This window comes from Shivajiella indica, from assembly GCF_042683085.1.
GTDB lineage: Bacteria > Bacteroidota > Bacteroidia > Cytophagales > Cyclobacteriaceae > Shivajiella > Shivajiella indica.
This window is the reverse complement of sequence record NZ_JBHUIV010000016.1, coordinates 462631-488058: the sequence shown is the minus strand read 5'-3', so window position 1 is coordinate 488058 and position 25428 is coordinate 462631. Positions and strand designations below refer to the sequence as shown.

Here is a 25428-nt window from a genome sequence, read left to right as displayed (position 1 = left end):
ATTATCTTTAATATGGCAACAGCTAACGTAGCTACACACAGTGCTGAAGCGCATGACCATCACGATCATGAGCATCACGATAATTTTATAACCAAGTATATTTTCACTCAAGATCATAAAATGATCGGTAAACAATTTTTGATTACCGGGATTTTCTGGGCGATAATCGGTGGACTTTTATCTTTGGTTTTCAGACTTCAATTAGGTTTCCCTGATATGGAGTTGGAGTGGCTTAGACCTATACTTGGAGGTTGGATAACTCCTGAAGGTAAATTGGATCCGGAATTTTACCTTGCTCTTGTCACCATGCACGGAACAATCATGGTCTTCTTTGTGTTAACTGCTGGTCTAAGTGGTACATTTTCCAATTTCCTGATACCTCTTCAAATTGGAGCTAGAGACATGGCTTCTGGTTTTATGAATATGCTTTCTTACTGGTTTTTCTTTTTGTCCAGTGTAATCATGTTCATTTCCCTGTTTATTGAAACTGGACCTGCGTCCGGAGGTTGGGTAGTGTATCCTCCTCTTTCTGCTCTTGAGCAGGCCATGCCAGGATCAGGATTGGGGATGACGCTTTGGTTGGTAGCTATGACCTTCTTTATCGCTTCTTCACTTCTTGGTGGCATCAACTACATCACTACTGTAATTAACTTAAGAACCAAAGGAATGTCTTTCTCTAGGCTTCCACTTACTATTTGGGCCTTCTTCTTAACAGCTGTTATTGGTTTGTTATCTTTCCCTGTGTTGTTTTCAGCAGCATTGTTATTGGTATTTGACCGTAGTTTTGGCACCTCTTTCTACCTATCTGACATTTATATTGGCGGAGAAGCATTACCTAACACAGGCGGTAGTCCGGTTCTTTATCAACATTTGTTCTGGTTCTTAGGACATCCTGAAGTTTACATTGTATTGTTGCCAGCATTAGGTATAACTTCAGAGATCATTGCCACCAACTCTAGGAAGCCGATTTTTGGATACAAAGCCATGATTATTTCCATGTTGGGTATTACTATCCTTTCTTTCGTGGTTTGGGCCCACCATATGTTCGTTTCAGGAATGAATCCTTTCCTAGGATCAATATTCATGTTCCTGACTTTGATTATAGCCATCCCGTCAGCAGTGAAGGTATTCAATTACTTAACCACACTTTGGAGAGGTAACTTGATCTTTACACCTGGAATGCTATTCTCAATTGGACTTGTTTCTTTCTTTATTTCCGGGGGACTTACTGGTATTTTCTTAGGTAACTCAGCTATTGATATCCAACTACATGATACATATTTTGTGGTTGCCCACTTCCATTTGGTTATGGGTTCCGCCTCTTTCTTTGGTCTGATGGCAGGTGTGTACCACTGGTTCCCTAAGATGTTTGGTAGAATGATGGATGCAAGATTAGGATATATACATTTCTGGGCTACATTTATTGGAGTTTACTTGGTGTTCTTCCCGATGCATTACATTGGAATTGCAGGTTTCCCAAGAAGGTATTATTCTTGGACAGGTTTCGAATTCTCCAATATGTACACTGACCTGAACATGTTCGTTTCAGTTGCAGCAATCCTGACATTTGGAGCCCAACTTATATTCTTGTTCAATTTCTTTTACTCCATGTACAGGGGTAGGGTAGCTTCTTTGAATCCTTGGAGATCCAATACTTTAGAGTGGACCACTCCTTTGCATCCAGGTCATGGAAACTGGCCAGGAGAGATTCCTGCTGTTTACAGATGGCCTTATGATTATTCAAAGCCAGGAGCGCCAGAGGATTTCATTCCCCAGACAGTTCCATTATCTGCCACTCCTGAATCAAATCTTCCTCATGAGCAGGAATTGGTTAAATTGGAGAAACAAATCATTTCAGATGAAGAAGCTGATTTGGTAGCTCATGAATCAAAAGAATCTTAATCAGATAATCAGCTTTCGCAGGATCAGTTTGATTACTGTGATAGCTGTTTATTTTCTAATATTGGTCGGAGGGATTGTTAGAAGTACTGGTGCAGGTATGGGATGTCCCGACTGGCCGAAATGTTTTGGGAGCTGGGTTCCACCTACAAATGTGGATCAGCTCCCAAATAATTATCAGGAAATTTACTTAACCAAAAGGGTTGAGAAAAATGAGAGATTTGTAACTCAACTTGAAAGCTTTGGCTTTTCCAAAAAAGCAGATGAAATAAGAAATGATAAAAGTATTCTTATTGAAGAGGAATTCAATCCTGTAAAAACATGGATTGAATATGTCAACAGGTTGATTGGTGCTGTAATTGGTATTCTCGTATTGATCACGGTTATCCGTTCCCTTCGTTTGTGGACTTTGGATAAGGTTATACCAATATTGGCTATATTTAATCTAATTTTGGTTCTTTTCCAGGCTTGGATTGGTTCTTTGGTAGTTTCAACTAATTTACTTCCATGGATGATAACAGTTCATATGGTGTTGGCTTTGCTCATTGTTTGTTTATTGTTATATATTCATTACAGATCTTACAGATTAGTTTATCCTATTCAATTTAAAACCGAAGAACCTAAAAGCTTATTTAGGATAATGGTATTAGCCTGTGTGTTAATGCTGATACAAATAGTATTAGGAACTCAGGTAAGGGAAGAAATTGACGTTATTGCATTTCAGTTTGGGAATATGCTAAGGGGTGAATGGATAAGTCGTTTGGGTTTACCCTTTCTTATTCATAGGTCTTATTCTTTATTGCTTCTTGCAATTCACTTATTGTTTATTTACAAAATTTATAAATATTCACTAAGAAAAGTAAGTCTATTCCGTTGGTCTCAGGTGTTGTTGATTGTTATAATCCTAGAAATCGCTTCAGGTGTTGGTATGGCCTACTTTGCAATTCCTGCCTTCCTTCAGCCGTTTCACCTACTACTTGGTTCTTTGATCATTGGAATTCAGTTCATCATTTTATTGTTGCTGAATGACCAGAAAAAAGTAAAAATTGAAATACCCAGTTCATGAGAACTTTAAATATTACAGAAGATTCAGTCATAGATTTCTTGGCTTTAAGGGCCAAGGCATATTTTGAGTTGATAAAGTTTAGGCTTTCAGCCTTGGTTACTTTTTCGGCTGCTTTCGGATTCATCTTAGGTGATTCCGGTTATTTATTCTCCTGGGGCCAATTTTTGGCATTAATTCTTGGAGGATTTATGATTACAGGGGCATCTGGTGCAGCCAATGAAATATGGGAAAAGGATTATGATAAGTTGATGAAAAGGACTCAAAATCGTCCTTTACCCTTAAAGCAGATTTCTCTTTCTGAAGCTTATTGGTTTACTTCACTTCTTGCCTTTTTAGGGATTTCGATCCTTTGGGTTTTTACAAATCCGATTACTACGCTTCTTGGAATTTTGAGTATGGTATTGTACATATTTGTCTATACTCCGCTCAAAAGAGTAGGTCCAATAGCTGTTTTTGTGGGAGCGATTCCAGGTGCTATGCCTCCATTATTAGGTTGGACGGCAGCTACAGGTGTAATCAGTCATGAAGCCTTGATCTTATTTGGAATACAATTTATCTGGCAGTTCCCTCATTTCTGGGCAATAGCTTGGGTCAGTGATGAAGATTATAAAAAGGCCGGATTCAAATTACTTCCAAGTGGAGGGAAAAAGGATTTGAATACGGCAATACAAATCATGATTTATACCTTGTTTCTCCTCCCTTTGGGACTCCTTCCTACTTATTTTGGATTAACCGGTATTAATTCAGGTATTGTAGCTACGGTTTGTGGTGTGTTGTTTCTGGCCCAGACATTTTCACTTATGAAGGATTGTTCCAGAAAATCAGCGTTGAAAATCATGTTCGGTTCATTTCTTTATTTACCAATAGTTCAAATCGCTTATCTTTTAGATAAGGTATAAAATTATGGAAGAAAAAATTGCTTATGTAGAAGGAGCAGAACAGCCCATTTCCATGCATCCAAAGAAGTTTGCTCTTTGGCTCTTTATAGTGACCGTGGTAATGATTTTTGCTTCCTTGACCAGTGCATATATTGTCCGGCAGTCTGAAGGAAATTGGTTGGAATTTGATTTACCTACCATTTTCTATTATACTTCCGGAATTATTATTTTGAGTAGTTTCTCTCTTCATTATGCATACCTTTCAGCCAAAAAAGATGAATTAAATAGGTTAAGGATAGGAATGATTATAACCAGTATTCTTGGCGTCATTTTCCTTATAGGGCAATGGTATAGTTGGGTTGCTTTAGTAGATAGGGATGTCTATTTTGTAGGTAACCCGGCTGGTTCTTTTCTGTATGTTTTTACAGGATTACATGCAATCCACTTGATAAGCGGTGTGATATTTCTAATTATTGTATTAATTTCGTCCTTTAGATATAAAGTCCATTCCAAGAATATGGATGTGATGGAAATGTGTGTTACTTATTGGCATTTCTTAGGTGGACTTTGGCTATATCTCTTTATGTTCCTATTACTGAATCATTAAAAGTTTAAAATAAGTTAATCAATATGTCTACGACTGCAACTGCTGTGGGCGTCAGCCCTAAAAGAGGAATCTGGGGAGGTGGTAATGAACCACTCAAAGCCAGTTACGGAAAACTAATGATGTGGTTTTTCTTACTCTCCGATATCTTTACCTTTGCTGCCTTTTTGATTTCATATGCCGCGATCAGAGTCAGCTATCCAGGTTATGCTGGACCTGCTGAGTCATTTGTAGGTTCAAATGAATATTGGCCGATACCTGAATTGGTATTTGATGCTATGCCGTTTTTGCATGGCTACCATATTCCTTTGGCCTTTGTGGGTTTGATGACTTTTATTTTGATCATGAGTTCGGTGACGATGGTTTTGGCTGTGGAAGCAGGTCATAGGAATGACAAAAATGATGTAGTTAAATGGTTGCTTTGGACACTCCTTGGAGGGATTACATTCCTCAGCTGTCAAGCTTGGGAATGGACCCACTTTATCCATGGTACTGATGGAGGTTCGGTATTGACCTATGTCAATAAATTAGGTCAAGTTGTTACTGAAACTGTATATGGCGCTAACCTTACCGTAAATGAATATGGTCCTGCTGCATTTGCCCAATTATTTTTCTTTATTACAGGTTTTCACGGCTTCCACGTAACTATTGGTGTATTCCTTTTATTCCTTGCATTTTACCAATCAGCAGTGGGCATTTACGAAGGCAGAGGTCATTATGAAATGGTTGAAAAAATCGGATTATACTGGCACTTTGTAGACCTTGTATGGGTATTCGTGTTTACATTCTTCTATTTGATCTAAAGCTTTAAATAATAAAACAATGGCATTACAGGAAAATAAAACCACTTTGGAAGTAATTCCCAGAAATGAAGAAAAAATCAAAAAAATCTGGAAGACAGCTTTGATTCTTTTGATTTTGACCTCCATCGAATTCGTATTTGCGTTTACCCTTCCCAGAGGCATTCTCCTTTATGTGATATTTATTGGCTTGACCATTTGGAAAGCAAAGTATATCATGATGGAATTCATGCACCTTGGTGATGAAGTAAAACCCCTTTTCTATTCTATTATCGTACCTCTAATTTTCCTTGTATGGCTTGTTATCGCTTTGGTAAGAGAAGGTTCTGATATATTTATGTTGAGGTGGTAAAATAAATTAAACTAAAAAAAGGTAGGATGAGGTAGGAACTTCATCCTACTTTTTTTGTTTATATGTAAACGTTAAAGATGAGAAGTTTAAGGCTATTGCAAGGCTTAGTACTGCTTTGTATTCTGTTGGTTCCTGTGGCTATAATTGTGTTTCTGAAAACGTTTGGGAATAATAGATATGATATCCCCATTCTATTTGAAGATGGAGTAGAGAATCCTTTTATGGAATGTGATGTAGTGGAATCAGGACAACATTATATTCCTGAATTCACCCTTACCTCCCAAAATAATGAGCAAAAGGGCAGTAAGGATATGAGCGGGAAAATTACCATTGTTGACTTCTTCTTTACTTCCTGCCCAAGTATTTGCCCTGTGATGTCATCAGAAATGGAAAGAGTGGATGATGCTTTCAGAAATCAGGAAGATGTCCAGATTTTTTCTATTTCTATAGACCCAGAATATGATACACCGGAGGTTTTAAATGAATATGCCCAAAGGCATAATGCAACTCCAGGTAAATGGTTTTTTCTTACAGGGGACAAATCTCAGATTTACAATTTGGCAAGGTGTGGATTTATCCTTCCTACTTTGGATGGGGGGGGTGTACCCGATGATTTTGTACATAGTGATAAATTCATACTGGTGGACGAATTGGGGAGAATAAGGGGCTATTACAGTGGCACCAATAGGGATGAAGTGGATCGATTAATATTGGAAACAAAAATTCTTTTACATGGAAAAAACTAATACCATTCAGAACATCGATAATCAAGGAATCATTAAATGGATATCCTTTATTGCTATTATAGTACCCTTAGTTGTTGCCGTTCTTTTGTTTATGCCATCAAAAATTGAGATGGCAAGTAATTGGGTTTATTTTCTCCCCCATCTGAATGCTGTGATCAACTCTGCCGCTACTATTGCCCTTATTGCAGGTCTTATATTCATCAAAAAAAATAATATCCCATTACATAGGGCATCCATGACAACTGCTTTTGGATTGGGTGCAATATTCTTGGTTTCTTATGTCATTTATCATGCAACAGCAGAAAGTACTAGCTTTGGAGGGGAAGGTTTTATCAGATATGTTTATTATTTCATATTGATAACACATATCATTCTCGCAGCGATAGCTCTATTTCCAATCTTATTGGCATATTACTATGGATATACAGATCAGCGGGTAAAACACAGAAAAGTTGTTAAATTTGCATACCCGATTTGGTTATATGTAACCATAACCGGAGTTTTGGTTTACTTAATGATTAGTCCTTATTATAGCTCTTAAACTTCCTGCCTTCTATTCACGTTCTAATACTATGAAAATGCTTAAAAAGATATTTCTTTCCCTCTTTCTTTTTTTGTCTTTTAATTCATTTATTTTAGCCCAATGCGCTATGTGCAGGGCAAGTATTGAAAATAATGTGAGTAATGGTGAAACTACCATTGGAGCTGGATTGAATACCGGAATTTTATATTTGTTTTCCATGCCCTATCTTATTGCAGCAGTAATCGGATTTTTATGGTACAGGCATGCCAAAAAAAGGAAAAACAAGTTTGTATTCCAAGGAGATAAATTCTGATATAGAAAAGCAAAGTTTGATTATCAACTTTGCTTTTTTACTTTTATCTATATTATGCTTAATAGAAAAAGATTCATCCTTTTATTTGCAGTTCTAGGTGTTGGCTTACTTTTAGCCCTGAATTTTTTTATCAGTGGGAGAGAGAGTTCTGAAAAATTCCTTAAACCAATTTCGCATAAAATGCAGCAGACTTTGCAGGAATTTGATCATGATTTTATTGAGCTTTTGATGCAAAATAGACCAGATGATCCCTTATCATTTTCAAAATTAAGTTCCAATTCTGCCCATCCCTATTTTATTTTTGAAGAAGCCGGAAATCTTATTTATTGGTCAGATTTTACTTATATTCCTGATTTTGAAATTTTGAGGATGCAAACCAACCAATATCTTTTAGAAGATAATCGAGGGATTTATTTTTCAAAACAAAGGAGGTTTACCAGAAATGAAAAAGGATATTGGCTGGTTCAGGTATACCCTTTGTATTTCAAGCGTGAAATCCAAAATGAATTCCTTCAATCCGGTTTTAATAATGCAGTTTTTGGAAACGATTTTGTTTCAATTGCAGCTAGCCCACAGGAAGGCTTTTTGGATGTTACAAGTGATAATGGAGATTATTATTTTTCACTAAGGTTTGAGGAAGGATATCAGCCGATTGAACAAACCAATAATCTCACCCTACTGGTTTTCTTTTTTTCTCTTTTACTCCTTGTGCTAATTACAGGATTTGGTTTCATTAAATCCATATGGGGAAAAGGTAAAGGCTTACAGGCTGTCCTATATACTTTTTTAATTCTCTTTTCCATCAGGGGATTCATGTTATTCTTTGGTTTTCCCCATAATTATTTTGATTATGATTTATTCGATTCAAGTAAATATGCTTCCTCTTTGCTTAATCCAAGTTTGGGGGATTTATTATTGAACGTTATATGTTTAGCAGTCATTTTTTCGATGCTTTTGGGACTAATGAGGGGCGATAAATTCATAAGAAAATTTAATGCTCTCAAAAGAAGATTCAGTAAGTGGATGTTTTATGTCATGGTTTATACTGTTTCTCTCTTACTTTTAGTGATTTTTTACGGTCTGTATATCAATATTCTAAGTAATTCCCAATGGGAGCTTAACATCCTAAGTCTTCCATCTTTAGACTATTTTAAAGTTATCAGTTTGTTTATAATTTTTATCGGAGCATCTGGTTATATCCTTTTTTCAATTTTGGGATTGAGTTTACTTTTAGAAGAGAATCCCGAAGAAAAAGCCTATGCCTTAAAGATTTTGGTTATATTTTCAACCCCTATTGTAGCATTTTTGGCATTCTTTAATTGGATTCATTTATTAGCTTTTTTGGCACACCTGATTTTTTTGATTTCAATAGCTAGTTTTAATCTGCACCGAAATATTTTTAAGTTAGGTCTAAATACATTTCTTACTTTTTTCTTTGCCTGCTTGGTAGCAGCAATCATTACAGGGATCGCGGCCCATGATGTTTTTCTGAAAAATCAGATGCAGTCAAAATTAAGATTTGGAAGGCAACAATTGATTGAAAATGATGTAATGGCTGAATTTTTTCTTTCTGATATCATGAACCGTATCAGTGAGGATTTATTTATCAAAAACTCATTGGTTGACCCTTTCCAATCCAAAGAACCCATTGAAAGAAAGATCAGAAGGATCCATATGACGAATTATTTTGACCAATATGCACTGAGGATTAAAGTCTTTAATGCATCGGGTGATAATGTATTGGTCAGAACTGATGAAGAAACACTTGAGTCTTTACGCTTCAGTTATGTGAAAAGTGACTTTGCCACTTCTGTGCGTGACCTTTACTTTATCAAAGGAAACGAAGAAAATGTGAGCAATCAATATTTTGCCTTTGTACCACTTTATAGGGATGATGTTTTTATTGGGACTGTGTTTTTGGAGTTAAAGCAGCTTAGGGTTTTACCTGGAGCTGTTTTCCCGAAATTATTAATGGACAGAAATTACATATCAACCTTCAATGACAATGAATATAATTATGCAGTTTATCAGGATGGTGATCTGCTGTACACTGTAGGGGTATTCAATTACCGGGCATCTGGTTTTAAAGATTTTTTGAATAATTCTGCACTATATTCCACAGGAATTTATCGGAAAAAATACCATCACTTTGGCGTAAGAAACGAAAATAGGGAAATAGTTATATCATCTCCAATTTACCCTGTCTATTATATATTGGCAGATATTTCCCTTTTCTTTCTGGCTTTTATTCTTTTGACACTAATCAGCGTAGTGATCTATGCTTTATTAAGAGGCTTAAAGACATTTGATTTTAATTATGCTACTAAATTGCAGATGTACCTTAATTTTGCTTTCTTTTTTCCAATCTTGATTATTTCTGCTATTATTTTAGGTCTTTTGGCAAATTCATACCAAGAAGAACTTCACCGACAATATTTCCAAAAAGCAACTTTGATAAAAGACAACCTTTCTACTATCACGGAAAAACAACAGGCAGGGGTGGTTGAAAGGGAGGAGTTTAATGAAGAAATAAACCGTCTTTCCGGAACCACCAATTTGGAAATTAATGTATATGATGACAAAGGATATTTGCTCATCAGTTCTCAACCCAACATCTTCGATAAAAAAATTCTGACCAAATACATCAACCCCACTGCAATTGTTGAGGTCGTAGAAGGTCAGAATAACTTGGTCCTTCTTCAGGAAAAGGTAGGTAGGCTTAATTATAAGGCCGTTTATTCAGCCATTCGCTCTTCTGATGGACAGAATATTCAGGCCATCATAGCCATTCCTTTTTTTGAGTCTGAATCGGAATTGGATATACTTATAGCAGATGTGCTGAGCAATATCCTGAATATATTTGTTCTAGTGTTTATCTTGTTTTTGTTTGTTTCTTATTTCGTTTCAAAAAATCTAACCTTCCCGTTTAAACTTCTGACCCAAAAACTTAAGACAACAGAGCTGGAAAACAATGAACCCATGTATTGGCCTGTAAAAGATGAAATTGGTCTTTTGGTCAATGAGTACAATAATATGTTGTTCAAGCTGGAAGCGAGTAAAAATATTTTGGCCAGTACGGAAAAGGAATCTGCATGGAGGGAAATGGCAAAGCAAGTTGCACATGAAATAAAAAACCCCCTGACACCTATGAAACTTACCCTTCAGCATTTACTGAGACTCCAGGCTGAAGGGAAGTTAGAGGATCCTCAAATGCTCAAAAAACCTTTGAAAACCTTAATTCTTCAAGTGGATACACTCAGCGATATCGCAACCTCATTCTCAACATTCGCCAAAATGCCCCTTCCTAAAAATGAAATCATGGATTTCAGAAAGGTAGTGCAAGATACCCTGGAATTATTTAAAAACAGGGAAAAAGGAGTAATCAGTTTTGAAGATAGGAGTAAATCAGAATTATTGTCAGTTATGGGAGATGACCAACTTTTTGGAAGAGTTATTTCTAACTTGATTATCAATGGAATACAGTCGGTAGAAGAAGGTATAGGTCCTGCTATCAAAGTCAAGCTTTCAGAAAATAATGGTATTGTTATTCTTGAAATTAAGGATAATGGCAAAGGAATACCGGATGAACTAAAGGATAAAATTTTTCTTCCAAATTTCAGCACCAAATCTGAAGGTTCAGGTTTAGGTTTGGCTATAGCAAAAAGGGGGGTTGAAACAGCGGGGGGAAACATATGGTTTGAAACTGAAATGGGTAAAGGAAGCTCCTTCTTTTTAAGTTTTAATCTTGTGAAATAATAGGTAAAAGTTTCATTTTCTTTTAAACGATTAGCTTTTTTTATTCTGAAGACTTAAAATATTACCTTAGTAAGGACTTTGTGTGTAATATGCTTAAGGTTGTATATTTTCTTTTTATTCTCTTTTTGGTAATAGGTTATCATTTAGATGCGAAGGCACAGGTGGAAACCTGTAAGAGAATCCCTAGCTCAATGGCCGAAGAACCCTTTATTTTGGATTCGCTTAGCGTTCTGGAGGAAAGTATCCGGGTTACTGATGGGAAAGATATTTCCTATGCATTTTCATATCATCTTAATTCCGGGAAATTAAAGATCGATCCTGGAGAGAGGGGATTCCCAGATACTTTGTTGGTTTGTTACCAAACATTTCCCTATTCGTTTCACCAAAGAATTTCAAAACGGACATTATTGACGGATTATGATTCTATGGCCACATTCAAAGACAATAGGGTACAGGCTTTACCAGCCTTTGATTTTAAAGAAGAACTTTTTCCTTCCACCAATCTTAATAAATCAGGAAATTTAACCCGTGGTATTTCTTTTGGAAATACGCAAAATTTATTTGTCAATTCTTCTCTAAATCTTCAGATGAACGGGCAATTATCGGATAATCTGAATATCCGGGCAAGTATTACAGATCAGAATGTACCCTTTCAGCCCGAAGGTAATACCCAACAAATACAGGATTTTGATAATGTTCTTGTTGAATTATACAACGACCGTTTTAACCTGGCCGCTGGAGATGTGGTATTGCAGCAGAGGCAATCTGAGTTTTTAAGATACTATAAAAACGTACAAGGAGCGCAGTTGACAACTAATTATAAAATTGGGGATAAGTGGAGGGCATCCACTCAAGGGGCAGCTTCGGTTGCAAAAGGTAAATTTGCATCCATTTTCCTGGAAGTTTCAGAAGGAACATTGGGTCCCTACAGAATTCCTGGTCCAAATAATGAAAGGTTTTTGATTATTCTGGCAAATTCGGAAAGGGTGTTTTTAGACGGTAAGCAGCTTCAAAGAGGTTTTAATTATGACTATATTATTGATTATAACCAGGGAGAAATTACTTTTACACCTAATGTATTGATCACCCAATATACCCGGATAAGAATAGACTTTGAATTTGCTGAAAGGAATTTTACAAGATCTATTATAACTGCAAACCATATTCAGGAAAACGATAAAGTTTCCTTTTATATGAATTTTTACAGGGAACAGGACAATAGAAACAGACCTTTGTTTTTTGAATTTACCGATGAGGATAAAATGCTTTTGGCTTCCGTTGGAAATGATCTGGAATCTGCCACTGTTCCGAGGGTGGACAGTGTTGCATTTGATCCTAATAGGATTCTTTATAAGAAAATTGTAGACGTGAATGATCTTGGCCAACCAATAGAGTATTATGAATATTCTACTGATCCGGAATTGGCTCATTTTGCAGTTTCTTTTAGTCAAGTGGGTCAGGGAAACGGAGATTATATTAGAGACATACAACTTACCAATGGCCCTGTTTTTAAATATGTCCCAACAGTAAATGGAATTTCCCAAGGGGATTATTCCATTCTTTCCCAATTGCCTGCGCCTAATAAGAAGCAGATGTTTACAGCAGGTACTAAAGTTAAATTAAGCAGGTATGAAAAAGTATATACCGAAGTGGCACTTTCTAACGCAGACCAAAACCTTTTTTCACAAATAGACAACGAATTAAATAGGGGGATGGGGATTAAATCAGGAATTCTTTCAGAAAACAGAGTGTTTGAGGGGTTTAAAAATTATAGATTCAATGCCTTTACAGAATTTGAATACAACTCAACCTACTTCACTTTTATTGACCGGTTGAGGTATATTGAATTTGATCGGGATTGGAGCTTATCTGCTGAGGACATGCAGGAAGCTGGTCATGAGAGGATTTTCAATACCCAATTTGAATTTAACAAGGATGTGCATAATCTATTCAGTTACAGGTTTAATTTTAGGAATAAGGGCGGAATTTTATCCGGTACCCAACATTTGGCTAAATTAAATCATCAATTTGGAAAGAGGATTTACCTGAAAAATGATTTTTTCATGCTTAATTCAGATGTTAGAAATTTGAATTCCAAATGGTTGCGGTATACAGGGGATCTGCAATACCGTTCAAAAGTGCTTGTACCTGGGTATCGTTTGATGTTGGACAGGAACACCGTAAACAATGCGGAGAGGGATTCTGTAGTCAGTACGGCAATGAATTTTTTGGAACATTTGGTGTATCTAAATTCTAATGATTCGCTGAAGTACTCGTTTTTCCTAAATGCGTCTGTCAGAGAAGACCAATTTCCTGTAGAGGGGGTTATGCTTCCGGACACAGAGGCTTTCCAAACCATGTTTGGATTGAAAAGAAGATTTAAAGATCATGATCTGAGTGCTAATTTCACGTACAGAGAACTGGAATTTCTTAGACTAAATGAAGAAAGAGAAACTACCGTACTGGGTAAAGTGGATTATTTGGGAACACTTGCGAAGGGTATTGTGAGAAATGAATTAAGTTATGCTTTAGGAAACGGGCGTGAATTTAGAAGGGAATATGTTTTTTTACAGGTTCCTACCGGTGAAGGTACCCATGCTTGGAGGGATGATAATGGAGATGGAATCCAACAGCTGAATGAATTTTATATCGCGATAAATCCAGAAGAAAAGAATTTTATCAAAGTTTTTGTTCCAACTACTGATTTTGTTCAGGCGTATACCACTATTTTTAATTACAGGTTAAATGCAAGATTCCCGGATTCTTGGAGAACTGAAAGCGGGATCAAAAAATTTCTTCAGAAGTTTTCAAATACCACTAGTCTAAGTATTGAAAAGAAAATTACATCCAGTGATTTTTGGGATAGAATCAATCCCTTTATTGGAGGGTTTGCTGATGAAGACTTGATTTCGGTCAGACAGGTAATCAGAACTTCCTTTTTCTTTAACCGATCTTCTGCCAAATATGGATTTGACCTTTCTTTATTCGATAGTCAGAACAAACAGCTTTTGGCGGGAGGATTTGATGATTTGGTCCAAAAGGATTGGAGGCTGAATACCCGGTACAATTTTAGTCCAATGGTTAACCTTAGGATATTAGGTCAAACTGGAACTAGGATTGCAAATTCAGATTTTTTAGATAACAGGGTTTATTCTATTGAGCAATATGGCATCGGGCCTGAATTGGCTTACCAACCAAGCAGTATCTTCAGGACTACGGTCATGTATCAGTACACTGATAAAGTGAACCTTGCCAATGTGGAATTCAATGAAAGGGCAACATTACACCAAGGTGGTCTTGACCTCCGATATGCAAAAGCTATCAAAACCACGATCAATGCAAATTTTAAATACACCTTTATAGATTACAACGGGCAAGTTAATTCTCCTACAGGGTATGAAATGCTTCAGGCCCTTACCCCTGGCAGCAACTTTACCTGGACTTTCAACTGGCTCCAAAAAATTGGAGAAGGTTTACAAATGAATATGGTGTATGAAGGAAGAAATTCTGAAGGATTGGGAAGGCTGGTGCACATCGGAAGGATGCAGGTAACAGCATTATTCTGAGAAAAGTTATTTCATTTTACTAAGTGTCCGCTGTGGTAATAGTTGCCTTCGACGTGAGAACTTAATTTTTTCATGGTATTATTCTGAATCACAAAACTGAAAAAAGACAAAAAAGGAAGGTGTGAAGATTTTTTGAAGGCTCCAAAGGCTCAAAGATATCAAAGTGCTTTCTTTCAAAATCAGGTGCTTTCGTGTCATTTCAAAGTTTTGTCAGGTCCAACTTTCTGAACTCAACCTCAGCTCCTTCTGCTTGAATGGCGATTTTGCCATGGGATGCTGTGGCACCATAACCGTGATTGACCATGTCACCATTTACCCAAACTTTGACCTCATTTCCTTTGCATTCTATGACCATATGGTTCCATTCTCTCAAAGGCTTTTCTGAGCCATCTGTTAAGTTTAGGATGCGCCTGCCTTTGCCTTCTGTTACTCCCCAATTATCTTTTGGCCCTCTTCTGGCTTCCATATCCAGGACTTGAATATCTTCACCTATTACCCAAAAATCACCTGCATTTTCATGCATCATCTGTACTTCAATGGATTTGGGGAACATGTCATACAGAAACCTATGGGAAGATGCATGTACCAAAACGCCACAATTTCCAGGTTCCCCTGGGAATCGGTATTCTACTTCCAAAAGGTAATTTTCAAATTCTTTTTCAGTAATTAAGTGGCCAAGTGGTGTTCCAAGACTTACCAGCATACCCTCCCGCACGAGGAAGGGTTTTCTTAAAGTTGAATCTTTGTCCAACTCAGGCACATCCATGTACCAACCGCTGAGGTCTTTGCCATTAAAGAGATTTTGAGCCTGGCTTTCGATTGTCAAAAAGAAAATCAAAAGTAGTAGGAATAGGGGGGTGTTTTTCATAAAGGTAATATACCGAAAGGTGGAATTATTGACAAACGGTATTGTTTGAAATATAAATTTTGGACTATTTCAGATCCTCAAATGAGACTCCTATGAAAATCAAATTTCTTGCTTTAAGTGCTTTTATTTTCCTGCTTTCTATTTCTGTTCAAGCTCAGGTGATTCAGCAATCATACAAAGACCATGTGGAAACTTTGGTTCAAGATCCTACCCTAAAAAAGGCTTTTGACTATATCCTGAGTATTGATGAACAGACAGTTCAGGATATGATCACTCTGACAGAAATTCCTTCTCCTTCTCATCATGAAGAAGAAAAAGGGAAAGTATTTGCTCAAATGCTGAAAAATGCCGGAGCGGATTCAGTATGGAAAGATGAAGTGGGTAATGTGATTGCATTAAGAAAGGGCACAAAATCCAGGAAAACCTTTTTGGTGGAGGGCCATTTGGATACTGTTTTTCCTTATGGTACCGATGTGACCGTCAAGCAAAGAGGAGATACTTTGTTTGCGCCAGGGATTACAGATGCCAATAGATCTTTGGCTGTTGTGGTGGCTTTGCTGAAAACTATGAACCATGAAAATATCCGTACGGAGGATGATATCTGGTTTGCAGGAACTGTAGGTGAGGAAGGTTTGGGAGACCTAAAGGGCATGAAGCACCTGTTTAGGGAAGGTGCACATCCATTGGCTGCCCATATTGCCATTGACGGAGGGGGTCTCGAGGATATCGTTAATGGAGGTATTGGTTCGTTAAGATATAAAGTCACTTTCAAGGGCTCTGGAGGGCATTCTTATGGAGCTTTTGGTATTGGTAATCCCCACAATGCTTTGGCACAGGCGGTGGTGGCTTTTGTGCCTAAGGCAGATGCTTTTACCAAAGATGGTCCCAAAACCACCTATAGTATTTCAGTTCTAGGAGGGGGTACCTCGGTGAATTCCATTCCTTATGAATCCTGGATGTTGGTAGATATGCGTTCAGAAAGTCAGGAAAAGTTGAAGGTCATTAATGAGTTGTTTCTGTCCTCTGTTAAGGAAGGACTGGAAAAGGAAAATGCCATTATCAGAAGTGGTAATTCCTTGACAGTAGATATTGAAAAAGTAGGTGACAGGCCCAGTGGTGTAGCAAATCCGGATTCTCCTTTGATTCAAAGTACCATGGCCATAGCAAAATACCTTTCAGGAAATGACCCAGTCCTGAGTTCCGGTTCTACAAATAGCAATATTGCCTTTTCCTTAGGTATTCCGGCTGTGACTATTGGCCGTGGAGGAGAAGGTGGGGGTGCCCACAGCCTGGATGAATGGTGGGTCAATAAGAATGGGCATTTGGCTATTCAACAGGCACTTTTGTTGATTTTGATGCAGGGGGACTGGCCGTAAAGGAAAAGTCCCTTAGGACATTTTTAGGCCAGGGCCGGGTAGTAGGGAAGGAAGCTTCTATCAATAATTTTGGAAAATGGAAGTCGGATTTCGGATTGAACCATAAAGGATTTAAGGGGTTAAGGGATTCATTAAGAAAAGGGAAGTTGGAAGGCGTATGTTGGAGAGTTTGGATACAAGAAGCAAGAGTCTGGAAATAAGAATGATTCCAGATTTTGGAATGGTTAAGGTTATCCATCAATATCGCAACGCAAATATCCCTCAATATCCACTATAATATCTCAACAACATTTCACGAAGTATATTTCAATTTTATTTCGCGAAGCAAATATCATTTTGAACTCCTTTCCACTTCCCTCAGATTCTCTAATTTCTTATTCCTCAGGAAACCGTTGATGTCTTCAAAGTGCTCTTTCACACGTTTGTTGCCAAATTCAAATACTTTGGTGGCCAGGCCATCCAGGAAGTCCCTGTCGTGGGAAACCAAGATCAAGGTGCCGTCAAAATCCTTTAAAGCATCCTTGATGATGTCCTTGGTGCGCATATCGAGGTGGTTGGTGGGTTCGTCAAGGATCAACAGGTTTACTGGTTCCAACAAAAGTTTGATCATGGCCAGTCTGGTCTTTTCTCCTCCGGAAAGCACCTTTACTTTTTTATTGATATCATCTCCAGAAAACATAAATGCGCCTAACAAATCTTTGATTTTAGAGCGTATTTCACCAACGGCAATCTGATCTATGGTTTCAAAGATGGTCAAGCTTTCATCTAAAAGGGAAGCTTGGTTTTGGGCGAAATAACCGATCTGGGCATTGTGACCCAATTCACATCTCCCTTCAAAGTCAATTTCTCCCATGATGGCTTTGATCATGGTGGATTTACCTTCTCCGTTTTTACCTACGAAGGCCACTTTTTGACCTCTTTCTATGGTCATGGAGGCATTTTTGAATACCACATGATCTCCATAGGATTTGGACAGGTCTTCTACAATCACCGGATACTTTCCTGATCTAGGGGAAGGAGGAAAACGCAAGCGTAAGGCTGATGTATCCACCTCATCCACTTCCACCACTTCCAATTTCTCCAGCATTTTTACCCTGGATTGTACCTGAAGGGTTTTGGAATAGGTGCCTTTGAAGCGCTCGATGAATTCCTTGGTCTCTGCGATCATCTTCTGCTGCTCTTCGTACTGTTTCTGTTGCTGTTCCCTGCGCTCTTTTCTCAATTCAAGGTAATGGCTGTACTTGGCTTTGTAATCGTAAATACGGCCCATAGTCACCTCAATGGTACGGTTGGTGATATTGTCTACAAATGCCCGGTCATGGGAGATGACTACCACGGCTTTGGCTTTTTCTGTCAGAAATTCCTCCAGCCACTGAATGGATTCTATGTCCAGGTGGTTGGTAGGCTCATCCAGCAGGATCAGATCAGGTTTCTGTAAAAGTATCTTGGCCAGTTCAATCCGCATCCTCCAGCCACCGGAAAACTCTGAGGTAGGTCTTTGGAAGTCTGCTCTTTCAAATCCAAGGCCCAGTAATACTTTTTCCACTTCTTCCTCGTAATTAACCTCTTCAATGGAATAGAACTTTTCTGATACCTCAGAAACCCGCTCTATGATTTTATAATATTCTTCTGAATCATAATCCGTCCTTACGGTCAATTCCTCATTCAATCGGTCAATTTCGGCTTTCAGTCCCAAGTAAGAAGCAAATGCCTTGGCAGTTTCCTCGAAAACAGAGCAGTCATCCGCCGTGAGCAAATGCTGAGGTAAATAGGCTATCACCGCATCTTTAGGAGCAGAAACGCCTCCCTTTGATGGTTTGGTTACCCCTGCTATGATTTTAAGCATAGTAGATTTTCCCGCCCCATTTTTCCCCATGAGTGCGATTTTATCATTGGGGTTGATGGAGAAAGATACGTCACTGAATAAGGCATGTCCGCCGTGGATAACGGCTATATTGTCAACTGAGATCATGGTATTTGGAATTCAAGGGGCAAAGGTAGTTTATTCTTGAAAAATACTCTGCCAAAACAGACAGGTTCGTGAAATAAATTGAAATAAAGGGAAAGACATTGATGTTTATTTTTAGATATAAATTGATTTTGGGTTAGAAATAGGTAGAAAAGTAATTAGTGGATATTGAGATAGGGTTGAAATAAAGGGGAAATATATTTCTTTACTATGTATCAAGTACCAAGTAAAATGTACCAAGAGTAAATTCAAATCAATTCTGACCAGGGAGACCTGTCTAACAGAAGGCTGGGTTTAGCTCCTTCAAAGTGACTGCTTTAATGTTTGATATATTGAATAAATTATATTGAATTTTCTTCCAATCGATCATGATCTTTATTGGAGGATTAATTAAAATGGTTATAAGTCATTCAGGCCTCATTTGCGAATTCTGCAGAAAAAAAATTTTGTTTTAGTAAAAATTGCGTTTTTTAATAACCTAAAAGATTGTATTTCAAATTGTTAGTGAATAATTTCATTTTTCTTGAACTTTATCCTTCCTTACTATGAAAAAGTATCTTTTTGTAATGCTCTGTTTTTTTTGTTTGTCATGTGTGTCTTATAAGAATGTTGCAGAAATTCAAGGTTTGCAGGAACCTGTTGATTTTCGAAAAATTGATAAAAAAGATACTTTCTTGGAGGATAAATTTTATCGGATAAGCCTTAAAGATGAAAGAAAGTTTATCTTCAAATACATGGACAATGACGAGGAAGGTATTTTAGGTTACAGAAAAGATAATATGACCAAAAAAAATCTTGGAGAGCAATATTACATGAGAATACCTTATGAAAATATAGAGAAAGCTGAACTTAGAAAATTCAGTGCAGCGAAAACTATTGTGTTGGTGGCAAGCCCTTTCGCTATTTATGGTCTACTTTATATTATCGCAATTGGATTAAATCCCGATTTCATGGATTTTTCATAATAGTTTAAAAAAACCGCCCAGATTTCTCTGAGCGGCTTGACTATATTTTATTTACTTAATAGCTTTTCTTCACTAAGCTTCCACACCAAGCACTCTGGCCATCACCGCACCAATTTCAGCTGGTGATTCTACTACATGGATACCGTTTTCGGCCATGATTCGCATTTTGGCAGCTGCTGTATCATCAGCTCCACCGATGATGGCACCGGCATGGCCCATTCTACGTCCCGGAGGTGCAGTTTGTCCAGCGATAAAACCAACTACTGGCTTTTTGTTGCCATTTTCTCTGATCCACTTGGCAGCTTCTGCTTCATAGTTACCACCAATTTCACCAATCATCACGATGGCATCTGTTTCAGGATCTTCCATCAACATCTGTACAGCTTCTTTGGTTGAAGTGCCTATTATCGGATCACCTCCGATACCGATGGCAGTGGACACACCCAAGCTTGCTTTTGCAACCTGGTCAGCTGCTTCGTAAGTCAAAGTACCGGATTTGGATACGATACCGATTCTTCCTGATTTGAATACAAAACCAGGCATAATTCCAACTTTTGCTTCACCGGGAGTGATTACGCCCGGACAGTTAGGCCCAATTAAAACAGCCCCTCTTTCTTTGATATATGGTTTGGCTTTCATCATATCAGCCACAGGAATTCCTTCAGTGATGGCAATAATTACCTTGATACCTGCATCGGCAGCTTCCATAATGGCATCAGCTGCAAAAGCCGGTGGAACAAAGATTATGGATGTGTTAGCTCCTGTCGCTAAAACTGCTTCTTCTACAGAATTGTAAACAGGTTTTTCCAAATGTTTGGTGCCGCCTTTACCAGGAGTTACTCCCCCGACAACATTTGTCCCGTATTCTATCATTTGTTGTGCATGAAATGACCCTTCCGAACCTGTAAAGCCTTGCACAATCACTTTTGAATCTTTATTGACTAAAACACTCATATTGCGATTTTTAAAGTTTGGACAAAAATAAGACATTAAGCCTGTTGACAAAAAGAAATGGGAAACATTATCTGATTAATTTATACTCTAATTATCTTTTTATAATTTTGGTGGCGGGATAACATGGATATGAAAAATATTTTAGCTCTATTTCTTTCTTTTTTTTGGTCCCAAGTAATTTATGCGCAAACCTTTCCTATCAATCGACAGATCAAGGGCATTGAACTACCCTCAGATATTGTTTATAACGTGGTGCAGGACCCCGAAGGAAAGATTTGGTTTAATACCGCCTTAGGAATATTCTATTCTGATAGTTTTTTCACCTATCCAATTCCTGATTCCATCCAAAATAACCTTTCAAAAAAAGTTCGTCTTTTTACGGACAAGAATGGAGTCCTTTGGTTATACAACAGAGTTGGGGATCCAAAAGTGTACAATTACTTTAATGGACATTGGTCAGAGTTGACCTTGCCAAAAGAATTAGAAGGAAAATCCCAGATTTATTTTGAATTTGATGTTGTAAACAAAAAAGAAGGAGATTTTAATTTTTTGGTTTTAGAAAATGAGATGTTTTTTTCAAATAAGGATGGGGTTTGGCAGCGTTTAGACATCAAACATAAGGATTTTGGACCCTATCAGTCATTTTTTGATACTGGGGAAAAGGTCATACTTTTATTTGATAAAAAAAGTCTTGAATTCAATGGGACAGATTTTTATCCATTCGAAATGTCAGGGATAGAAACCCCAAACCAAGTAGTCCAAATTTCTTTTGATCCAAATTCGGAAAGGTATTTTTTTCTTGGAAACGATTTTTTTGCTTCAGGAATTAATGTTGATGAAATAGAAAAAATCCATTTTAGAGATTTTATTAAAAGTTCCTATATCCTTGAGACCTATAACGGTTTGCATATTTTTCAGGGAAAGGTATTTTTTTATTATGATTCTCAATTGTACCAATATAGTGTTGAAGAGGATAAAGTTATTGAAATCAGCTCTTATGATGAATTAAGATCCCACAATATCTATTGTACATTGATTGACAATGAAGGTATCCTTTGGATAGGGACTCATAGAGGATTGGTCAATATTAATTCATTGAAATTTCTCAAATATGGTTCCCCAATGCTTTTGGATGATGAGGTCACTGCAATCATAAGGATTGCTTCTGAAGAATATCTCCTAGGCTTCAATAATGGACTGCAGTTATGGTCAAAAGGTAAGGTTCGGACTTTGTATTCAGATGAGTCTTTGAAAGGTTTACCTGAATACAGGATTACAAATTTTGTTCAGGATAAAAATGGAGTTGTTTGGTTTTCTGCAAATACTTTGGGAATAGGTAGGTACGAACCTAAAAATAATTCACTGGTGCTTACCAAAAACCCCAATGAGAAGTTTGTAAATTCAGTCCATATAAGTGGAGATAGCCTTTTTATAGTAAGTAGTGTTAAACTTTATCTTTCCTCTATAAAGAATACCGGATTAGACCATTTTAAAAATGAAATTTCTTCTGAAATTTTCGGCAAAGTAGGTCAAAGGTCAGTTTTTATAAGAAAAATAGGGAAGCTATCGGATAATAGAATGGTTTTTATGCAGGGAGGGAATCCGGTGGCGGATAAAGATAAAGTATTGGAAACCGAAGATTTTATTTTGGTAATTGGGTATGATTTTTTGGAAACTGAGGATCATTTGCTTTTTGCAACTGAAACGGGTTTGAAATCCTATAATAGCGGGCGAATGGATTTCTTTCATATTGGTGGAGAAATAATCCAAAGACCCGTTTTTGGTTTACTAAAAGATTCCTCGGGAATTATTTGGGCAGGCACTGATAAAGGTGTTTATAAAATTGACCAGGGAAATAACAGACAGTATGATGTAAGCAGTGGACTTTCCGGTTCAGAGACAAACAGGGCAGCACTATTGGAGGCCGAAAATGGAAATATTTTTATTGGAACCTCAAAAGGTTTATCTGTTTTCAACCCTAGGGAAGAATATAATTTGACCAGACTGCCAAAAACTGATATAGGCAGAATTCGTCTTGTCGATTTTCCTAATAGAAAAATAGATATAAGGAAAATACCTTTTAGCAATAATAGTGTTGAAATAGACTATAAGGCCATTACATTTTTGCAGGATGCCAAATTGAAGGTTTACTATAAACTGCAGGGCCTACATAATGATTGGCAGGTGATTGACAACCCTAGATCAAATTCATTGACATTTAATAACCTTAGACCTGGAAAATATAAACTTTTACTGAAAGCCACTATTGATGGGGTTACTGAAACCGAGGAAATAAGTTCTGATGAATTCAAAGTATTGAAGCCTATTTACCTGCAATTTTGGTTTTTGACTTTGTTTTCCCTTTCCTTGTTTGGTATAGGGTTTTTGATCAAGAGTTTGACTGCCCAAACCAAAAGAGCCGGATTTTTGAGAATCCAGATAGATGAAAAAACAAAAGAAGCACAAAGTTCAGAAGATCAGTTCCGAAATGTTTGGGAAAGTTCAAGTGAAGGATTGATGCTTGCAACTGATGAAGGAAAGATTATAACCGTGAATGAGGCATTTTCCAAATTAGTTGGGATTCCTGTTCAAGAACTTGAATCAAATAATGTAACCTACCTGTTTTCTGATCCTGATTTTTTTCAATATGAAAAGGAACGACTAGAAGAATTATATAAGGATGGGAAAGTTCAAAATATAAATCTTGAGATCCGAATGCCCTTTAAGTCAGGATTAAAGGAAATTGATTATTATGCCAGTGAACTAAAGTCCAAGATTGAGGGTAAAACTGTTTATCTTTCTGTTTTTAGAGATAATTCGGAAAAGAAGAAATATGAGGCTGGCCTAAAGGCTGCAAAGGAAAAGGCTGAGGAAGCAAACAGGATGAAAACGAGTTTTTTGTCAAATATGAGTCATGAAATCCGTACACCTTTAAACGGTATTTTGGGTACTACTGAAAATATTATGCAACAAAGACCAAATGATAAGGAGCTTATTTCGCAATTGGAAATTATTCAGGAATCAGGAGAAAGGCTGTTGCATACCATAAACAGTATTCTGGATATTTCAAAAATTGAGGCCAATAAGATGGAGGTGAAATTATCGGAAGTAAATATCAATGATTTTATGGCGAAGATTATTTTACCTCTGAAATCTTTGGCGATTAAAAAGGGGGTTTTAATTTCAGTAAAATACCATACCCATCCATTTATCGGCTATCTTGATGAAAGGTATTTCGAAATGATTGTAAACAATATTGTGGGGAATGCTATAAAGTATACCAATAAGGGATTAGTAACCATAAAAATCGGTAAAAATAATCAAAAACTTGAATTGGAGGTAATAGACCAGGGAATAGGGATGAGTCAGGAGTTTCTGGAAAAAATATTTAACCCCTTCGAACAGGAAAGTCATGGTTATGGTAGAAATTATGAAGGAACGGGGTTAGGTTTAGCCATTACCAAAAATCTTGTCACTATCATGAAAGGTGAGATAATGGTGGAAAGTGAAAAGGATAAAGGTACCAGGGTTGTTATAAATTTACCTTTGGGTAAAAATTGATTTTTCAAATTCAATTAAACTTGTAATTTGCACATTACTGTGAATACGCCTATGTTTCCATTAAGGATTTTAATTACAGAAGATGACCATGTGTCAGCGCTTCTGCTGAAAAAAGCGCTCGAAAAAAACAACCATAGAATAATTGGGATATCTGATTCAGGTGAAAGGGCTCTTGAAATTTTAGAAACAAATCACGCAGACATTGTGATGATGGATATCAATCTTGCCGGAGAGCTAGATGGTATCCGTACTACCGAAATTATTAATGAAAAATATGACATCCCGGTAGTTTACCTTAGTGCAAGTTCTGACGCCGAAACTTTAACAAAAGTAGTGGGAACCAACCCTTCTGCCTATGTGATTAAGCCATTCAATATCAGGGAATTGAACATGGTAATTGAATTGGCGATTTTTAAGGATAGAAAAGAAAAAGAACTTCAAAAACTTAACAATGAGCTTGAGGAAAAGGTACGTCAACGTACCAAAGATCTTGCTGAGGCGAATAAGGAACTGACCAGAGCGCTAGAAAAAGAAAGGGAAATTGGTGAGCTTAAATCACGTATTGTGCTAAACGTGTCACATGGATTTAAAACGCCATTGACTTCAATTTTAAGTTCTGCCCAATTGCTTCAAAAATATGCTGAAAAGGAACATCCTTTTAAAGCTAAAATCATGAAGCATGCTGAAAAAATTGAGAACTCAGTAAGAAATCTAAACAGTTTGCTTACCTCAGTTTTGTTTTTTGGGAAAGCAGATGCCAATAAAATTGATTACAAGCCTAAAAAGCTATTTCTTAATGCATTAATCACTGAGGTGGTGGATGTTGTTAAAGCAGGAAGTGAAAATGATGTCAAAATCAATGTCAAATTGGGGAAAATACCGAAGACAATAACTTCGGACTCGGACTTGCTTTACCAGATTTTTGAAAATTTACTTTCCAATGCGGTAAAATATTCAAAGGATGGTCAGTCTGTTGAATTCGAAATCACCGAAGAGGATGATAATTTATTGGTTAAAGTAAGTGACCATGGAATCGGTATTCCCAAAAAAGAACATGATCAGATGTTCGATCGCTTTTTTAGAGCCAAAAATGTGGGAATCATTGAAGGTTCTGGTTTGGGTCTTTCTATTGTCAAAAAATGTGTGGATGTCCTGGAGGGAGAAATTACTTTTGAAAGTGAACAAAACGTTGGGACCACATTTTTTGTTAAAATACCAATAAACAAATAATG

The 25428-nt window shown here is 37.1% G+C and carries 18 protein-coding genes; 15 read left to right on the top strand and 3 right to left on the bottom strand.

All coding sequences use genetic code 11. From position 1 onward, the window contains the following. Window positions 1-12 precede the first annotated feature (12 nt). From ACFSKV_RS11555 to ACFSKV_RS11505, 11 genes are all read left to right on the top strand, one after another. On the top strand, window positions 13-1902 hold the full coding sequence (locus ACFSKV_RS11555; protein ID WP_380802776.1) for a cytochrome c oxidase subunit I: 1890 nt from the start codon (window positions 13-15) through the stop codon (window positions 1900-1902). Next, window positions 1883-2965, top strand: a complete 1083-nt coding sequence (locus tag ACFSKV_RS11550) for a COX15/CtaA family protein (RefSeq protein WP_380802774.1) — start codon at window positions 1883-1885, stop codon at window positions 2963-2965. The genes ACFSKV_RS11555 and ACFSKV_RS11550 overlap by 20 nt, the downstream gene beginning before the upstream one ends. Next, window positions 2962-3864 carry a heme o synthase gene (gene cyoE, locus ACFSKV_RS11545; protein ID WP_380802771.1) on the top strand — a complete coding sequence of 301 codons (903 nt, stop codon included), beginning with the start codon at window positions 2962-2964 and terminating at the stop codon, window positions 3862-3864. The genes ACFSKV_RS11550 and cyoE overlap by 4 nt, the downstream gene beginning before the upstream one ends. Before the next feature lie 4 nt (window positions 3865-3868). Continuing rightward, window positions 3869-4450, top strand: coding sequence for a cytochrome c oxidase subunit 3 (locus ACFSKV_RS11540; RefSeq protein WP_380802768.1), 582 nt, complete (start codon window positions 3869-3871; stop codon window positions 4448-4450). A 23-nt stretch (window positions 4451-4473) separates the two neighbouring features. Beyond that, the gene (locus ACFSKV_RS11535) at window positions 4474-5250 is read left to right on the top strand and encodes a cytochrome c oxidase subunit 3 (RefSeq protein ID WP_380802766.1); all 777 of its coding nucleotides are present in this window, start codon (window positions 4474-4476) and stop codon (window positions 5248-5250) included. Window positions 5251-5269: 19 nt separating this feature from the next. Further along, a complete protein-coding gene (locus ACFSKV_RS11530; protein WP_380802764.1) occupies window positions 5270-5599 on the top strand; it encodes a cytochrome C oxidase subunit IV family protein in 330 nt (109 codons plus the stop codon). 77 nt (window positions 5600-5676) lie between these two features. Next, on the top strand, window positions 5677-6345 hold the full coding sequence (locus ACFSKV_RS11525) for an SCO family protein (protein WP_380802762.1): 669 nt from the start codon (window positions 5677-5679) through the stop codon (window positions 6343-6345). After that, window positions 6332-6886, top strand: a complete 555-nt coding sequence (locus ACFSKV_RS11520) for a DUF420 domain-containing protein (RefSeq protein ID WP_380802760.1) — start codon at window positions 6332-6334, stop codon at window positions 6884-6886. The genes ACFSKV_RS11525 and ACFSKV_RS11520 overlap by 14 nt, the downstream gene beginning before the upstream one ends. 31 nt (window positions 6887-6917) lie before the next feature. Continuing rightward, window positions 6918-7181, top strand: coding sequence for a hypothetical protein (locus ACFSKV_RS11515; RefSeq protein ID WP_380802757.1), 264 nt, complete (start codon window positions 6918-6920; stop codon window positions 7179-7181). Between the two features lie 54 nt (window positions 7182-7235). Further along, entirely contained in the window at window positions 7236-10937 is a 3702-nt protein-coding gene (locus tag ACFSKV_RS11510; protein WP_380802755.1) for an ATP-binding protein, read from the top strand. Window positions 10938-11026: 89 nt separating this feature from the next. Beyond that, entirely contained in the window at window positions 11027-14503 is a 3477-nt protein-coding gene (locus tag ACFSKV_RS11505) for a hypothetical protein (protein WP_380802754.1), read from the top strand. A gap of 199 nt (window positions 14504-14702) precedes the next feature. Here the strand turns inward: ACFSKV_RS11505 and ACFSKV_RS11500 are convergent, their stop codons facing one another. Further along, window positions 14703-15371, bottom strand: coding sequence for a 3-keto-disaccharide hydrolase (locus ACFSKV_RS11500; protein WP_380802752.1), 669 nt, complete (start codon window positions 15369-15371; stop codon window positions 14703-14705). Between the two features lie 92 nt (window positions 15372-15463). On the opposite strand from ACFSKV_RS11500, the gene ACFSKV_RS11495 reads away from it, so the two are divergent. Then, window positions 15464-16747 carry a M20/M25/M40 family metallo-hydrolase gene (locus ACFSKV_RS11495; RefSeq protein WP_380802750.1) on the top strand — a complete coding sequence of 428 codons (1284 nt, stop codon included), beginning with the start codon at window positions 15464-15466 and terminating at the stop codon, window positions 16745-16747. 331 nt (window positions 16748-17078) lie between these two features. Here ACFSKV_RS11495 and ACFSKV_RS11490 read toward each other — a convergent pair whose 3' ends face one another. Further along, the gene (locus ACFSKV_RS11490) at window positions 17079-18719 is read right to left on the bottom strand and encodes an ABC-F family ATP-binding cassette domain-containing protein (RefSeq protein WP_380802748.1); all 1641 of its coding nucleotides are present in this window, start codon (window positions 18717-18719) and stop codon (window positions 17079-17081) included. Between the two features lie 542 nt (window positions 18720-19261). Here ACFSKV_RS11490 and ACFSKV_RS11485 point away from each other — a divergent pair. Continuing rightward, window positions 19262-19681 (top strand): hypothetical protein, encoded by a 420-nt coding sequence (locus ACFSKV_RS11485; protein WP_380802745.1) that lies wholly within the window; start codon window positions 19262-19264, stop codon window positions 19679-19681. Between the two features lie 72 nt (window positions 19682-19753). Here ACFSKV_RS11485 and sucD read toward each other — a convergent pair whose 3' ends face one another. After that, window positions 19754-20635 carry a succinate--CoA ligase subunit alpha gene (sucD, locus tag ACFSKV_RS11480; protein ID WP_380802744.1) on the bottom strand — a complete coding sequence of 294 codons (882 nt, stop codon included), beginning with the start codon at window positions 20633-20635 and terminating at the stop codon, window positions 19754-19756. A gap of 129 nt (window positions 20636-20764) precedes the next feature. On the opposite strand from sucD, the gene ACFSKV_RS11475 reads away from it, so the two are divergent. Together ACFSKV_RS11475 and ACFSKV_RS11470 are read left to right on the top strand one after the other, a co-directional pair. Next, window positions 20765-24196: a sensor histidine kinase gene (locus tag ACFSKV_RS11475; RefSeq protein ID WP_380802741.1), complete on the top strand. Its 3432-nt coding sequence runs from the start codon at window positions 20765-20767 to the stop codon at window positions 24194-24196. Between the two features lie 51 nt (window positions 24197-24247). After that, a complete protein-coding gene (locus ACFSKV_RS11470; protein ID WP_380803319.1) occupies window positions 24248-25426 on the top strand; it encodes a hybrid sensor histidine kinase/response regulator in 1179 nt (392 codons plus the stop codon). Window positions 25427-25428: the final 2 nt, after the last annotated feature.